At 68.8% G+C, this 13887-nt stretch carries 14 protein-coding genes; 7 read left to right on the forward strand and 7 right to left on the reverse strand.

Annotated elements, in window-relative coordinates; translation table 11 throughout:
- Window positions 1-86: 86 nt before the first annotated feature.
- Together E3O28_RS04760 and E3O28_RS04765 are read right to left on the reverse strand one after the other, a co-directional pair.
- Window positions 87-1013 carry an LLM class F420-dependent oxidoreductase gene (locus tag E3O28_RS04760; protein WP_104170057.1) on the reverse strand — a complete coding sequence of 309 codons (927 nt, stop codon included), beginning with the start codon at window positions 1011-1013 and terminating at the stop codon, window positions 87-89.
- Entirely contained in the window at window positions 1010-2005 is a 996-nt protein-coding gene (locus E3O28_RS04765) for a site-specific DNA-methyltransferase (protein ID WP_134375165.1), read from the reverse strand. Before E3O28_RS04765 ends, E3O28_RS04760 begins: the two co-directional genes overlap by 4 nt.
- Before the next feature lie 34 nt (window positions 2006-2039).
- Here E3O28_RS04765 and E3O28_RS04770 point away from each other — a divergent pair, with 34 nt between their 5' ends.
- A complete protein-coding gene (locus E3O28_RS04770) occupies window positions 2040-2372 on the forward strand; it encodes a GNAT family N-acetyltransferase (RefSeq protein WP_104099909.1) in 333 nt (110 codons plus the stop codon).
- Window positions 2373-2396: 24 nt separating this feature from the next.
- Here the strand turns inward: E3O28_RS04770 and E3O28_RS04775 are convergent, their stop codons facing one another.
- Both E3O28_RS04775 and E3O28_RS04780 read right to left on the reverse strand, forming a co-directional pair.
- Entirely contained in the window at window positions 2397-3446 is a 1050-nt protein-coding gene (locus E3O28_RS04775; protein ID WP_104099910.1) for a biotin/lipoate A/B protein ligase family protein, read from the reverse strand.
- A 9-nt stretch (window positions 3447-3455) separates the two neighbouring features.
- Entirely contained in the window at window positions 3456-4307 is an 852-nt protein-coding gene (locus tag E3O28_RS04780) for an alpha/beta fold hydrolase (protein ID WP_104099911.1), read from the reverse strand.
- Window positions 4308-4499: 192 nt separating this feature from the next.
- Here E3O28_RS04780 and E3O28_RS04785 point away from each other — a divergent pair, with 192 nt between their 5' ends.
- Together E3O28_RS04785 and E3O28_RS04790 are read left to right on the forward strand one after the other, a co-directional pair.
- Complete coding sequence (locus tag E3O28_RS04785; RefSeq protein WP_233191233.1) at window positions 4500-4904, forward strand: MarR family transcriptional regulator; 405 nt, start codon at window positions 4500-4502, stop codon at window positions 4902-4904.
- Window positions 4905-4909: 5 nt separating this feature from the next.
- On the forward strand, window positions 4910-6223 hold the full coding sequence (locus E3O28_RS04790) for an MFS transporter (protein ID WP_134342539.1): 1314 nt from the start codon (window positions 4910-4912) through the stop codon (window positions 6221-6223).
- Between the two features lie 241 nt (window positions 6224-6464).
- On the opposite strand, the gene E3O28_RS04795 is transcribed toward E3O28_RS04790, so the two are convergent.
- Window positions 6465-7931, reverse strand: a complete 1467-nt coding sequence (locus tag E3O28_RS04795) for a peptide MFS transporter (protein ID WP_134375169.1) — start codon at window positions 7929-7931, stop codon at window positions 6465-6467.
- A gap of 116 nt (window positions 7932-8047) precedes the next feature.
- Between E3O28_RS04795 and E3O28_RS04800 the strand changes: the two genes are divergently transcribed.
- The 4 genes from E3O28_RS04800 (at window position 8048) to E3O28_RS04815 (ending at window position 11353) form a co-directional block, all read left to right on the forward strand.
- Complete coding sequence (locus E3O28_RS04800; RefSeq protein ID WP_104099914.1) at window positions 8048-8443, forward strand: sortase; 396 nt, start codon at window positions 8048-8050, stop codon at window positions 8441-8443.
- 151 nt (window positions 8444-8594) lie between these two features.
- Window positions 8595-8954 (forward strand): glycerophosphodiester phosphodiesterase family protein, encoded by a 360-nt coding sequence (locus E3O28_RS16880; RefSeq protein WP_233191235.1) that lies wholly within the window; start codon window positions 8595-8597, stop codon window positions 8952-8954.
- Between the two features lie 322 nt (window positions 8955-9276).
- The gene (locus E3O28_RS04810) at window positions 9277-10077 is read left to right on the forward strand and encodes a GntR family transcriptional regulator (RefSeq protein ID WP_104099915.1); all 801 of its coding nucleotides are present in this window, start codon (window positions 9277-9279) and stop codon (window positions 10075-10077) included.
- A 16-nt stretch (window positions 10078-10093) separates the two neighbouring features.
- Complete coding sequence (locus tag E3O28_RS04815) at window positions 10094-11353, forward strand: alpha-hydroxy acid oxidase (RefSeq protein ID WP_134415331.1); 1260 nt, start codon at window positions 10094-10096, stop codon at window positions 11351-11353.
- Window positions 11354-11461: 108 nt separating this feature from the next.
- On the opposite strand, the gene rocD is transcribed toward E3O28_RS04815, so the two are convergent.
- Both rocD and ddaH read right to left on the reverse strand, forming a co-directional pair.
- Window positions 11462-12718, reverse strand: coding sequence for an ornithine--oxo-acid transaminase (rocD, locus tag E3O28_RS04820; protein ID WP_134415344.1), 1257 nt, complete (start codon window positions 12716-12718; stop codon window positions 11462-11464).
- 8 nt (window positions 12719-12726) lie between these two features.
- Window positions 12727-13518: a dimethylargininase gene (gene ddaH / locus E3O28_RS04825; protein ID WP_233191239.1), complete on the reverse strand. Its 792-nt coding sequence runs from the start codon at window positions 13516-13518 to the stop codon at window positions 12727-12729.
- Window positions 13519-13887 lie beyond the last annotated feature (369 nt).

Here is a 13887-nt window from a genome sequence, read left to right on the forward strand (position 1 = left end):
GTTGCGCGCGTGGCGCGCCGGCAGCGTAGCGGCGCAGCACCCGCGCACCGGCAATACCGGCGGGACGGGCAGGACGGGCAGGGCGGTCAGGCCAGCTGAGGCATGACCTCGCGGGCGATGAAGTCCAAGTGGCCGAGGTCGGACAGGTCCATGATCTGCAGGTAGACGCACTCGACCCCGTCGTGGGCGAGGGCGCCGAGGCGGTCCACGACCTCGGACGCCGTGCCGGCCACGCCGTGCGCCCGCAGCTCGGCCGGTTCCCGGCCCACGGCCGCGGCCCGGCGAATGAAGTCTGCCTCGTTCGCGCCCGCGACGGCGATCAGCGCCGCCGAGTACACCAGCTCACGGGGATCGCGACCGATGGCCGCGCATGCAGCGCGCACGCCGGCGAACTTGGCCGGGACATCCGCGAAATCCGGGAACGGCAGGTTGAACTCGGTGGCGAAGCGGGCAGCCAGGGCCGGGGTACGCCTGGCGCCGCCACCGCCCACGATCACCGGGATGCGGGCCTGCACGGGCTTGGGCAGGGCGGGCGAGTCGACGAGCGTGTAGTGCTCGCCGGCGAAGCTGTAGCGGTCGCCGACCGGGGTCTCCCAGAGCCCGGTCACGATCTCCAGCTGCTCCTCGAGCATGCCGAACCGCCTGGCCGGGAACGGGATGCCGTAGGCCAGGTGTTCCTGCTCGAACCAGCCGGTGCCGAGGCCGAGCTCGACCCGCCCGCCCGACATCTGGTCGACCTGCGCCACCTGGATCGCGAGGATCCCCGGCGGACGGTAGGTCACCGACGAGACCAAAGTGCCGAGGCGGATGCGCCGGGTCTCCCGGGCGAGGCCCGCCAGGGTGGTCCACGCATCCGTCGGCCCCGGCAGCACGGGAGCCGTGTCTCCCATCGCGAGGTAGTGGTCGGAGCGGAAGAACGCGTCGAAGCCGAGCGTCTCCGTGGCCTGGGCCACGGCGAGGATGTCGTCGTAGGAGGCACCCTGCTGCGGTTCGGTGAAAATGCGAAGTCTCATGCTCCCAGCCTCGCCCCGGGCCGGTCGGCGCCGAAATCGAACAGCGCCGGCTGGGCCGGCTCGGGCGCGGCCGGCTCGGGCACGGCCGGCTCGAATCCGCCGGGCAGGAACTCCACCGCGGGCAGCAGCGCGAAGCGCGTGCGCATGACCTGGATCGACTCGGGATTCTGGTCCACCAGCACGAAGCGGCGGCCGAGGGCCGCGGCAACCGCACCCGTCGTGCCGCTGCCGGCGAAGAAGTCGAGCACCCAGTCCCCCTCGCGGCTGGACGCCTGGATCATACGGCGCAGGATGCCGACGGGCTTCTGGGTGGGATAACCGGTCTTTTCCTTGCCGGTGGGCGACACGATCGTGTGCCACCAGACATCCGTCGGCAGCTTGCCCTTCGCGACCTTCTCGGGGGTGACCAGACCGGGCGCCATATAGGGCTCGCGGTCGACCGTGGTCGAGTCGAAGTAGTACCGGGCCGGGTTCTTCACGTAGACCAGGATCGTGTCGTGCTTGGTCGGCCAGCGGTTCTTCGACTTCGCGCCGTAATCGTAGGCCCAGATCAGCTCGTTCAGGAAGCAGTCCCGGCCGAAGAGGGCGTCGAGCAACACCTTGGCGTAGTGCGCCTCGCGGTAGTCGAGGTGCAGGTAGAGGGTGCCGTCATCGGACAGGAGGCGCCAGGCCTCGATCAGGCGCGGCTCGAGGAAGGCCCAATAGTCCTCGAACTGGTCGTCGTAGCCGAGCAGGTCACCCTTGATCCGCTCATACCGCTGGCCCTTGAAGCCGGTGATGATGCCCGCGGCGTCCGCACCCAGGGCGACGGATACCGGGCTCGCCGGTGCGCGCACCGACGTCGTGGTCTGCCGGTTCTGCTTGCGCCCCGTGTTGAACGGCGGGTCCAGGTAGATCAGCGTGAAGGCCGCGTCGGGCAGCTGCGGCAGAACCTCGAGGTTGTTCGCGTGGACGACACGGCTGGGGGAGGAGGGAGACCACGCGATCGGCATTCCTTCATTGTGTCAGGCAGCCTACGCTGAGGGGATGACACCAGATGCAGCATCCCCGGAAACGACCGGGGAATCCGACTCGGTCGTATTCCGTCACGAACCGGCCCTGGCCCGGTACACGCTCGAGCTCGCCGGCACCACCGTGGGCTTCGCCGACTACGAGGTCGCCGGCCAGGATGTGCTGTTCACCCACGTCGAGGTGGACCCGGCGCACCGGGGCGAAGGTCTGGCGGGCATCCTCGTCGAGCAGGCGCTCGACGATGTTCGCACCCGCACCACGCTCACGGTCGTGCCGGTGTGCCCCTACGTTGTGCGCTGGATCGACCTGCACGCCGAGTACCAGGACCTACTCACGCGCGGACGGTAGCCCGCGCATTGACGGCCCCGTGGCCTAGGGAACCCGCCCGATCCACTCTTCGGTGCCGAACTTGGTCTCTACCAGCTCGGTCGCCCTGGCATATTCCGCTTCGGTGATCTCTCCGGCGACGGCGCCATAGAGCCCGGTGAAGGTCGCCTTCATCCGGTCGATGATCGCATCCCGGCTGAGGCCGGTCTGGCTGCGCAGCGGGTCGACGCGCTTCGCGGCGCTCGTGATGCCCTTGTCGCTGAGTTTCTCCCGGCCGATGCGGAGCACCTGCACCATCTTGTCGCCGTCCATGTCGTAGCTCATGGTGACGTGGTGCAGCACGGCGCCGCTGCCGAGACGTTTCTGCGCGGCCCCGCCGATCTTGCCCTTGGGGCTCGTGATGTCGTTCAGCGGCTGGTAGTAAGCGTCGATGCCGAGGGATTTGAGCGCCGTGAGCACCCACTCGTCGAGGAATGCATAGGAGTCAGCGAACGTCATGCCCTGAACGAGGTCGGTCGGTGCGTAGATCGAGTAGGTGATGACCGAGCCGGCTTCCATGAACATGGCGCCGCCGCCGCTGATCCGGCGCACGACGGTGAAGCCGTGCTTGGCGGCCTGGACCGGGTCGACCTCGTTCTTCAGGGACTGGAAGCTGCCGATGACGACGGCCGGCTCCGTCCATTCCCAGATCCGCATCGTGGGGTTGCGGCGCCCCTCGCCGACCTCGATCGCGAGCACCTCGTCAAGCGCCATCTGCATGACGGGAGCGACAGCCTTGGTGTGGATCAGCTGCCACTCGTAGTCGCGCCAGCCGCTGGCCTGGGCGAGGGAGCGACGGATGGCCACCGCCACCGATTCGGGCGAGAACCCGAGCAGCGTGGCATGGGCCGGGAGCGCGGCGCGCACTGCGGCGGCGATGCTGACCGCGTCGCTGTCGGCGGACAGGCCGTTCACGGCCGCGTTGATGTCGCCGAGCGCACTGTCGGGCTCGAGGAAGAAATCACCGGCCAGCCGGAAGTCGACGATCGTGTTGTCAACGACATCGAGATCGACGACGACGAGCTTGCCGCCTGGAACTTTATATTCACCGTGCATGACGCCAGCCTAATCGGCGCGCACGGCAAAACGTTTGGCCAGCCACCCGATCAGGTCGTCGAAGACATCCTCACGGTTCGTCTCGTTGAACACCTCGTGGCGGGCACCGGGGTAGGTGATGACCCGGATGTCCCGAAGTCCCGACCGCCCGGAATAGGCCCGAACCAGCCTGCGAGCGCTGCGCTCCCCGCCCACGATGTCGTCACCGCCGACCAGGATGAGCAGCGGCAGGCCCGGCGGCAGGTCGCGGCCCGGCCTGCCGAAGAGGCGCGCCGCCTCTCGCAGCCCGAACAGCTTGGCCAGCGGGGTCGTGGTCGTGAGCGGGTCGGCGATGAAAGCGCGGGCCACCTCTGGATCGCGGCTGAGCCACTCCACCCCGGTGTCGCCGAGGTGCTTGTGTCGGCGGTTGAGGTCGCCGCTGTCCAGGTAGCCGGGCATCCGGTAGGCCGTGCCGCTGAGCACGACCGCGTCGTAATCGGCGGCGTGCGCGTTGACGATCATCTGCACCATGAAGGACCCCCAGCTGTGGCCGAGCAGCACGAGCGGCAGGTCAGGGTGAGTGGCGCGGATGATCCCACTCAGCTGGCGTACGCCGGCCACTGCCGCGCGCAGTCCGCCGGGGCCGAGGCGGCCGAGGCGGGACAGGTCGCCGTCATACTGGTGCACTCCGGTCTGGCCGTGGCCGCGGTGGTCGTCGGCGTAGACCGTGTAGCCGGCCGTGTTCAGTCGGGTGGCGAGCTCCGCATACCGCTGCGCATGCTCACCGACCCCGTGAGCGAGCTGCACGATGGCCCGCGGGCGATCGACCGGCCAGGTGAAATACGTGATCGAGACGCCAAAGTCATCCGTGTAGGTAGGCACGAGGCCAGTCTGGCAGGACTCGCCCCGCGCGTCTCTGGATTCCGGTTCTTTGCCGTCGATCCTGAACTAGGCTGCGAGCAGGGAATACTTAGCGAGGCTAAGTGGTTAGGGTGGGTAGCTATGGAATCTTCACCGACATCTCACGTGCTTGCGCCGGAGGTCTCCCCTGGTCGACGTGCGACGGTAGCCGAGTTGAGTCACGATTTTCGGCTGGCCAACGGCCGGCTGGCCCGCCGCCTGCGGCAGGAGAAGGCCGACAACGAGCTCAGCTCGAGCCAGTTCTCGGCCCTCGGCACCCTGTTTTTCCATGGCCCGTTCACCCTCCGCGAGCTCAGCGAACGCGAGCGGGTCACGCCGCCGTCGATGAACCGCACGGTCAACGCGCTGGTCGAGGCTGGCCTCGTGAACCGGGCCGGCTCTGCCGACGACGGCCGCAAGGTGGTGCTCACGGTGACCGACCAGGGGCGCACCCTGATGCGGGAGACGCGCAAACGCCGGGATGCCTGGCTCGCCCAGCGCATCGTCACGCTCAGCCCCGACCAGCGCCGGATCCTCACCGAGGCCGTCGACATCATGAAGGAACTCGCCAACAGTTGAACAACATGTTCCGCTCCCTGAGCATCCCGAACTATCGAATCTGGTTCGCGGGGGCCCTCGTGTCGAACATCGGAACCTGGATGCAGCGCACGGCCCAGGACTGGATCGTGCTGACCGAACTGACCGATTACAACGCCACCGCGGTGGGCATCGTGATGGCTTTGCAATTCGGGCCCCAGCTCGTGCTGATGCCCTGGTCCGGCCTCATCGCGGACCGGTTCAACCGGCGCAGACTGCTCATCCTGACGCAGACCCTGATGGGCCTGCTCGCCCTCGGCCTCGGTGTGATCACCGTCACCGGAGTCGCGGAGCTGTGGCACGTCTACCTCTTCGCCCTGGGCCTCGGGATCGTCGCGGCGATCGACGCCCCCGCCCGCCAGACCTTCGTGTCGGAGCTGGTCTCCGACAACGACCTCCCGAACGCCGTGGCCCTCAACTCCGCATCGTTCAACGGCGCCCGGCTGATCGGACCGGCCGCCGCGGGGCTGCTCACGGTCGCCGTCGGCGCCGGCTGGGTCTTCATGATCAACTCGGCGACGTTCGCGGCGACGGTGCTCGCGATGACTCTTCTGCGCACCGTGCAGCTGAGGCCGCAGCCGCGGGCCACCCGCGAGCGGGGACAGCTGATGGCTGGCTTCCGGTACGTGTCCCGCCGGCCAGACATCATCGTCGTGTTGATCACCGTCTTCCTGGTGGGCACCTTCGGCTTCAACTTCGCGATCTTCACGGCAACGATGGCCACGGTCGAGTTCGGCATGGGTGCCAGCGAGTTCGGGCTGCTCAGTTCGATCATGGCCATCGGCTCCGTCGCGGGCGCGCTGATGGCCGCCCGTCGCGGCCGGCCGCGGCTGCGTCTGGTCATCGTCGGATCCTTCGCGTTCGGCCTGTCCTGCGCTGTGGCCGCGGTGATGCCCAACTACCTGACCTTCGCGATCTCCCTGACCTTCGTCGGCCTGTCCTCGCTGACCCTGATGACCACCGCGAACGCCTACGTGCAGACCACGACGCGGCCGGCCATGCGCGGCCGGGTGATGGCGCTCTATATGGCGATCTTCGCCGGCGGCACGCCACTCGGGGCGCCCCTGGTGGGCTGGGTAGCCGACCAGTTCGGCCCGCGCTGGGCGCTGGGCGTGGCCGCGCTCTCGGGCCTCCTCGCGGCCGGGGCGGTGCTCTTCTGGATGGTGCGCTACCGCAGCCTGCGGGTACGGTTCCGCCGGGGCATGACCCCACGAATGCGGGTGCACCACGACGGAGACGGCCGCACCGCCGAGACCGCCACCCGCGAAATCGCGATCGTCGAGGCCACGGCGACGCGCTAGCGGAGTGAGACCCGACGAGCCTGGCGGCAGTTCTCCCCGAACGAATTCGACGGAGATTCTGCCCAAATCGTTGCCATAAGGCCCGAAAAAGCAGGTTTCGCTCAGATTCTCCGTCGAATTGGTTCAACACCGGACACCGCGCGCCCCCTTGCTGAACAGAGTCCGCGCGGTGCAGCCAGCTCTGAGCCTGCGGGCGCAACACAACGAATCGCTTGGCATCCACTCGGCTGACGGATGCCGGTCAGCGCACGCCGTTCATCAGCCGCAGGATCGGTCGGGCGATCAGTGCGAGCAACAGCCCGAGCACGATCGCGACCCCGCCGATCACGCTGAAGTAGACCGTCTCCGACACCGATGTGTACCACTCGGCGAGCCAGCCGGACACCGCGGTGCCCAGGGCGATCGAGAGGAAGAACAGCGCGACCATCTGGGTCTTGAAGGGTTCCGGGGCGAGCCGCGTCGTGACGGCCAGGCCGACCGGTCCGATCAGAAGCTCCGCCACCGTGAGCACGAACAGGATCGCGATCATCGCGAGCAGTGGCGTCGAATTCGGGCCGCCGTCGACGAACGGGAGGAACAGCAGGAACGCGGAACCCATCAGCGCGGTGCCGAACGCGAACTTGACCGGGGTGGACGGCTGACGGGAACCCCAGCGCGTCCACAGCGCGGCGAAGGCACCCGAGAGCAGGATGATGAAGACCGGGTTGAACGACTGCACCCACGACACCGGCAGCTCCCAGCCGAACACGTCGCGGTTGAGCCGTTCGTCGGTGTAGATGGTCACCACCGTGAACTGCTGCTGGGAGAGGGACCAGAACGCGGCACTGGCCACGAACAGCGGCATGAACGCGTAGACGCGTTTGCGCTCGAGGGCGGTGATCTGACGGTTGCGCAGGATGACCACGAAGTAGCAGACCGTGGCGATCAGGGTCAGCGCGATAACGATGGTGACCAGGCCGGATGCCGTGATCACGCCGAGCAGGACCAGCACCACGATCACGGCGGTCGTTGCGATCGCGGCCCAGAGGTAGCCGGCGTGGCGCGACGCCGGCAGCGGGTTCGGCACCTCGTGCACGATGGCCGGCAGGCGCTTGCGGCCGAAGGAGTACTGCACCAGGCCGATCGCCATCCCCACGGCGGCGAGCCCGAACCCGTAGTGGAAGCCGAGGGTCGTCTGCAGCAGGCCGGTCAGGACCGGCCCGAAGAAGGCACCCAGGTTGATGCCGAGGTAGAAGAGCGAGAAGCCCGCGTCGAGCCGAGGGTCGTCCTTGGCGTAGAGCGCGCCCACGACGCTGGTCGCGTTGGCCTTGAGCCCGCCGCTGCCCAGCGCGATCAGGATGAGCCCGGTCGCCACGCCGCCGAGGCCCGGCAGGAGAGCGAGTGCCACGTGCCCCACCGCGATCACGATGGCGCTGCAGAAGAGCACCCGCTCCGAGCCCACCAGGCGGTCGGCCACCCAGGCTCCCAGAATGGTCGACAGGTAAACGCCGCCGCCGTAGGCCCCCACGATGCCTGCCGCGGTGGCCTGCGGGATCCCGAGGCCGCCGTCGGCCGCGGAGTAGTACAAATAGAGCAGCAGGATGCCCTGCATCCCGTAGAACGAAAACCGCTCCCACATCTCGACGCCGAACACGTTGGCGAGGGCGCGAGGCTGTCCGAGGAAGCTTCGGTCGTCACGGGTGGGAGATTGTTCAACAACCGAGCTCATTGCTTGACCTTACCGTGTGCCCCCAGACCTGGGGGCATCGGCAGGGTCGCGGCATCCGGCCCGGAGGGCACGGTACGATTTTGCCCGTACCGTTACGACGACCGGGAAGGGGCAACGTGGACACCTTCTCGCTCGTTTCCCTCCTCAGCGAGGTGCTGACCCTGATCGGCCTGGCCGTCGGCGGGGCACTCTTCGCGGCCGGTCTCGTCGCGCGCGGCGTGAAGGGTCGCTGGGTACTGACGGATGGCGTCATCGCGTCCTCCCGGGCCGGAACGGTCATCCGCTGGTTCGACCGTGACGGCGAGGTGCACGAGTGCCCGGCGAACACACACGAGACGCACGGGCTCGCGCCCGGCGACGACGTGCCGGTCTGGTTCAGCCTCCGCACCCCCTCCCGGTGTCGCACCCACACCCCGGAGGCCGAGGGCCGGGCACTGCGCCTGACCGGCCTGATCCTGCTCGGCATCGGTGCCGCGTCCGGCGTGCTCGGCATCGTGCTGCTCTTCATCTGAGATCCTCTGCGTTCGCACGGAGCCCGCCGCCGTGACCAGGCCCGGTCAGCGATCGGAACGACCTCTCCACCCCGGCCACGTCCGGTTCGCAGCGTGGAGAACCGGAGGCGGACTGCCGCCGGTTCACGCAACTCCAGGGGAACCACGCAATGTGCTCAATCCTGATCGCGGCGGCCGCGGCCAGTGGACCGAGGAATCACTGACCGCCTTCGCCGGGTCTCCCGAGTTGGGTGTGAGCACACTCGAGCTGGACACCCATTTGTCCAGTGCCAACCAGGTGGTGGTGTGGCACGACGACGTGATGACGTCCAGCAAATGCGCCGACGCCGCTCCCGCGTTCCCCGGCGACTCGGCCTTTCCCTATGCCGACGACCGGGTGCGCGACCTGAGCCTGGCCGAGATCCGCACCCTGGACTGCGGCTACCAGCAGTCGCCGGGCTTCCCTGAGCAGGCGAACACCCCCGGCAGTCGGATCGGTCAGTCCTGCAGAGCTTCGACTGGGCGTCACTGAACCTCACCCGGCAAATCGCCCCGGATCTGACCCTGGGGGCCCGATCGAGCGGGGATTCCTGACCGGGCGTCGGGCAGCCCGAATCCAGCCCGAACCTGGGTGGCCTCGGCCTCCCAGTCGTCCCGTGGACGGTGAACGAGACCGCGGACTTGACCAGCCTGAGTGCGGCCTGAAGGTGCCGACGGCGTATACCCGGTGACGGATGCGCCGCGGGCGCTGGTGCGCATCGGGCGCGTCGTGTAGCGTGTGGTCAGACCACACCGCCCGACGCATGATCCCCGCCGGGCACACCGCATGCCACCCCAACGTCGAGGAGGAGCCCATGAGCATCGAACGCCGTGCCTGGGAAGTCGTGTTGCAGAACATCGAGCTGGATCTCCTCAGTGGGCGACTACGCCCGGGTGACCATCTCCCGCCCGAGCGGGCCCTCGCCGCCGAGCTGGGCGTCGGACGGTCCAGCGTGCGCGAGGCCATCCGGGTGCTCGAAGTGCTCGGGCTGCTTCGCACGTCCGCCGGGTCGGGGCCCACGGCGGGTGCGATCATCGTGGCCCTGCCCGGCGGCGGCATGTCGGCGCTGATGCGTCTGCAGGTGGCGGCGCAGGGGTTCCCCGTCTCTGACGTGGTCAAGACCCGGCTGGTGCTCGAGGCCTCGGTCGTGACCGAGCTGGCGGAGGCATCCGCCCAGGCCAGTTCCACCATGGACGCCAACGCCTCCCTGCACCCCGACCTGACGACGCCCGAGCTGCTGCTCTGCGCCATGGAGTCTCCCGCGCTGACCGAGGGGGAATTCCTGGCCCTCGACGCCGCGTTCCACCTGGCCCTGGCCACCGCATCGGGCAACCAGGTCGTGACCGCCACGATGGCGGGGCTGCGCAGTGCCATCGAGGGCTATGTGCGGGCGGGCGCGACCAGCCTCACTTCCTGGCCCGACACCTCCGCCCGTCTCCGCACCGAACACCGCGCGATCCTCGGCGCGATCGAGGCCGGCGATCCCCCGGCCGCCCGCAGCCTCGTGCAGTCCCATATCGCGGGTTACTACGCCGAAACCCACCTTGCCAACCACCTGCCCGACCTCTTCGCCAACGACCACACGGATGCCAACGGGCACCCGGTGGCCCGATAGAAAGGACCCTTCGACCATGGTTCAACGACGCATCCCGAAGATCAAAGACCTTGCCCCGCTGATGCACTTCAAGACCCCCGAACTGAACGCGAAGAAGCGCCGCCTCGAGGGCGCGCTCACCATCTACGACCTGCGCGACATCGCCAAGAAGCGCACCCCCAAGGCCGCGTTCGACTACACCGACGGCGCCGCCGAGGCTGAGCTGTCGCTGGGCCGTGCCCGCCAGGCCTTCGAGGACATCGAGTTCAACCCGTCGATCCTGCGGGACGTGTCGGCCGTGTCGACGGGCTGGGACGTGCTCGGCGCCCACGTGGCCCAGCCCTTCGGAATCGCCCCGACCGGGTTCACCCGGATGATGCAGACCGAGGGTGAGATCGCGGGCGCCCACGTCGCGGCCCGGGCCGGCATCCCCTTCTCCCTGTCGACCATGGGCACCACGTCGATCGAGGACGTCAAGGCCGCGAACCCCCACGGGCGCAACTGGTTCCAGCTCTACATGTGGAAGGACCGCGACCGCTCGATGGCGCTCGTGGACCGGGCCGCGAAGGCCGGCTACGACACCCTGCTGGTGACTGTGGACGTGCCCGTGGCCGGCGCGCGCCTGCGCGACAAGCGCAACGGTTTCTCGATCCCGCCGGCCCTGACCGCCGGAACGGTCATCAACGCACTGCCGCGGCCGGAGTGGTGGATCAACTTCCTCACCACCGAACCGCTCGCCTTCGCCAGCCTCGACCGCTGGAGCGGCACAGTCGCCGACCTGCTCGACACCATGTTCGACCCCACCGTCACCTTCGAGGACCTGGCCTGGATCAAGGCGCAGTGGCCCGGCAAGATCGTCGTCAAGGGCGTACAGAGCCTGGCGGATGCGCGCACGCTCGCCGACCTCGGCGTGGACGGCATCATCCTCTCCAACCACGGCGGGCGCCAGCTCGACCGCGCCCCGATCCCGTTCCACCTGCTGCCGAACGTCGTGCGCGAGGTCGGCAGCGAATACGAGGTGCATCTGGACACGGGCATCATGAGCGGCGCCGACATCGTCGCGTCCGTTGCCCTCGGTGCCCGCTTCACCCTGGTCGGCCGCGCCTACCTCTACGGCCTGATGGCCGGCGGCGAGGCCGGCGTCGACCGGGCCGTCCAGATCCTCTCCGAGCAGGTCTCCCGCACCATGCGACTGCTCGGCGTGAACAGCCTGGAGGAGCTCGAGCCGGGCCACGTCACCCAGCTCGCACGCCTCGGCCGCATCGCGCAGCCGGTGGCGGCATCCGTCGGCGTGTAGTGTCGTGGCCGCCCGGCCGGCCGCACCTCGCCGAGTGTCGGCGTTTGTGCCGAGCTGACCCGTTCCAGCGGGTCAACTCGGCACAAGCGGGATAACTCGGCGGCTCGGCTACGCGGCGGCGAGCTCTGCGAGCACGGCGGCCAATTGCTCGACCGCCCAGTCGAGGTCGGCCCCGGAGACCACGATCGGCGGGGCCAACCGGATGGTGAAGCCGTGGGTGTCCTTCGCGAGCACGCCGCGGGCCAGGAGGGCCTCGCAGACCACCCGGCCGGGGGCCAGCGTCGGGTCGATGTCGATGCCGGCCCAGAGGCCGGCGCCACGCACGGCCACGACGCCCTGGCCGATCAACCCGGTCAGCCCGTCGTGCAGGCGGGCGCCGAGAACGCGCGCGCGCTCCTGCTGCTCGCCGGTGGCCAGCAGTTTCACCACGGCGAGGCCGACGGCCGCCGCCAGCGGGTTGCCGCCGAAGGTCGAGCCGTGCTCGCCGGGGCGGAGCACGCCGAGGATGTCCCGATTGCCGACGACCGCCGAGACCGGCACGATGCCGCCGCCGAGTGCCTTGCCGAGCAGGTAGAGGTCAGGAACGACGCCCACCAGGTCGCAAGCGAAGGTCGCTCCCGTGCGGCCGAGGCCGGACTGGATCTCGTCGGCGATGAACAGCACATTGTGGCGGTTCGTGATCTCGCGCACGGCCGGCAGGTAGTCGGCCGGCGGCACGACGATGCCGGCCTCGCCCTGGATGGGCTCGAGCAGCACCGCGACCGTGTTCGCGTCGATCGCAGCCTCGAGGGCCGCGGCGTCTCCGTAGGGAACCGTGCGGAACCCCGGCGTGAACGGCCCGAAATCCTTACGGGCCGACTCGTCGTCGGAGAAGCTGACGATCGTGGTGGTGCGGCCGTGAAAGTTCTCCCCGGCCACGATGATGTTCGCCATCCCGGCGGCGACGCCCTTGACCCGATAGCCCCAGGCGCGGGCCACCTTGATGCCGGACTCCACCGCCTCGGCGCCCGTGTTCATCGGCAGGACCATGTCCTTGCCGGAGAGCTCGGCGAGCGCGGTCACGAACGGGCCGAGCTGGTCGTTGTGGAAGGCGCGGCTGGTGAGCGTGATGCGGCCCAGTTGCTCGCGAGCGGCGTCCAACAGGAGCGGGTTGGAGTGGCCGAAGTTGACCGCGGAGTACGCGGCCAGGCAGTCCAGGTAGCGGCGGCCGTCGACATCCGTCACCCAGGCGCCGTCGCCGGACGCGACGACCACGGGCAGCGGATGGTAATTGTGGGCCGCGTGCTCGTCTTCCAGCGCGATATACGCGGCCTGTCCGAGCGCGGCGGCCGGGGCGGTGGCCTGGTCGGTGGCCTGGTCGGTCATCGGGTCGGTCATCGGCGCAGCTCCAGGGTGCAGCACTTCACGCCTCCTCCACCGAGCAGCAGCTCGGACAGGTCGACCCCGATCGGGTTGAAGCCGCGGGCGCGCAGTTGGGCCTCGAAGCCCTTCGCCCGCGCGGCGATGACCACGTTGTAGCCGTCGGAATAGGAGTTGAGGCCGAGGATGGCCGCGTCCTCCTCGGCGACGATGATGGCGTCCGGGAATCGCTCGCGCAGGATGGCCAGGCTCGGCTCGTCGAACGCGCTCGGCAGGTAGGCGATCTCGCCGTTGCCCGTGGCCGGCGACGCGTCGAGCACGGCGATGGCCGTGTCGAGGTGGTAGAAGCTCGGATTGATCAGGTTGAGCGTGATCACGGGGCGGCCGTAGATCGCCGACACCTCTTCATGGCTGTTCGAGGCGCTGCGGAACCCGGTGCCCGCGAGGATCACGTCGCCCACGAGCAGGAAGTCGCCCTCGCCCTCGTTGATCTCCGCCGGCACGCGCACGTCGAAGCCGTTGGCACCGAACCAGTCCATGTAGGCCGGACCTTCCGGCTGGCGTTCGGCGTAGGTGAAGGCCGCGCCGTAGGAGATGTTGTCGATGACGAATCCGCCATTGGCCGCGTAGACCATGTCCGGCAGGCCGTCGACGGGTTCGATCAGGTGCACGTCGAAGCCGAGGCCGACATAGGTGTCGTGAAGCGTTTGCCACTGGGCGACGGCGAGCGCGGTGTCCGTCGGGATGGCGGGATCCATCCAGGGGTTGATGCGATAGACGACGGAAAAGAATTCGGGCTTGCACATCAGCACGGTGCGCTTGACGGGCGTGCGCACGGGAAGGGCCGGCGAGACGAGCTCGTCCAGGTTCGGGGCGGTGAGGTTGGTCGACATGGTGACTCCTTCGGCGGCCATCCGCCCCCTTCGGGTGAGGTCGGCTGGCGGGGTGGATGGCGGACCAGGTCACTCACGAGAGCTCTGCCGACACGAAACGCCTGGGCAGAGACGCCATGCTTAGTCTTACACAGCACGAATCGGATGTGCATCCCACTCTGCGCCGAAAACGTGCGCGCGTCCGGCCCCTCACGCAGTTTTCCGCCACAACGGGCGATGACGGATGCCGCACGTCCGCCCGCTGGTCCGCTCGCCACGGCGCAGCTATCCAGTGAATTGCGC

This window comes from Cryobacterium sp. TMT2-14 (assembly GCF_004402465.1).
In the GTDB taxonomy this organism is placed as follows: Bacteria; Actinomycetota; Actinomycetes; order Actinomycetales; family Microbacteriaceae; genus Cryobacterium; species Cryobacterium sandaracinum.

Excerpts from the sequence above, each read along its gene's own strand:
- E3O28_RS04795 (WP_134375169.1), bottom strand. The coding sequence starts at position 7,931 with ATGAGCTCGGTTGTTGAACAATCTCCCACCCGTGACGACCGAAGCTTC.
- E3O28_RS04760 (WP_104170057.1), bottom strand. The coding sequence starts at position 1,013 with ATGAGACTTCGCATTTTCACCGAACCGCAGCAGGGTGCCTCCTACGAC.
- E3O28_RS04770 (WP_104099909.1), top strand. The coding sequence starts at position 2,040 with ATGACACCAGATGCAGCATCCCCGGAAACGACCGGGGAATCCGACTCG.
- E3O28_RS04775 (WP_104099910.1), bottom strand. The coding sequence starts at position 3,446 with ATGCACGGTGAATATAAAGTTCCAGGCGGCAAGCTCGTCGTCGTCGAT.
- E3O28_RS04790 (WP_134342539.1), top strand. The coding sequence starts at position 4,910 with ATGTTCCGCTCCCTGAGCATCCCGAACTATCGAATCTGGTTCGCGGGG.
- ddaH (WP_233191239.1), bottom strand. The coding sequence starts at position 13,518 with ATGTGCAAGCCCGAATTCTTTTCCGTCGTCTATCGCATCAACCCCTGG.
- E3O28_RS04815 (WP_134415331.1), top strand. The coding sequence starts at position 10,094 with ATGGTTCAACGACGCATCCCGAAGATCAAAGACCTTGCCCCGCTGATG.
- E3O28_RS04810 (WP_104099915.1), top strand. The coding sequence starts at position 9,277 with ATGAGCATCGAACGCCGTGCCTGGGAAGTCGTGTTGCAGAACATCGAG.
- rocD (WP_134415344.1), bottom strand. The coding sequence starts at position 12,718 with ATGACCGACCAGGCCACCGACCAGGCCACCGCCCCGGCCGCCGCGCTC.
- E3O28_RS04765 (WP_134375165.1), bottom strand. The coding sequence starts at position 2,005 with ATGCCGATCGCGTGGTCTCCCTCCTCCCCCAGCCGTGTCGTCCACGCG.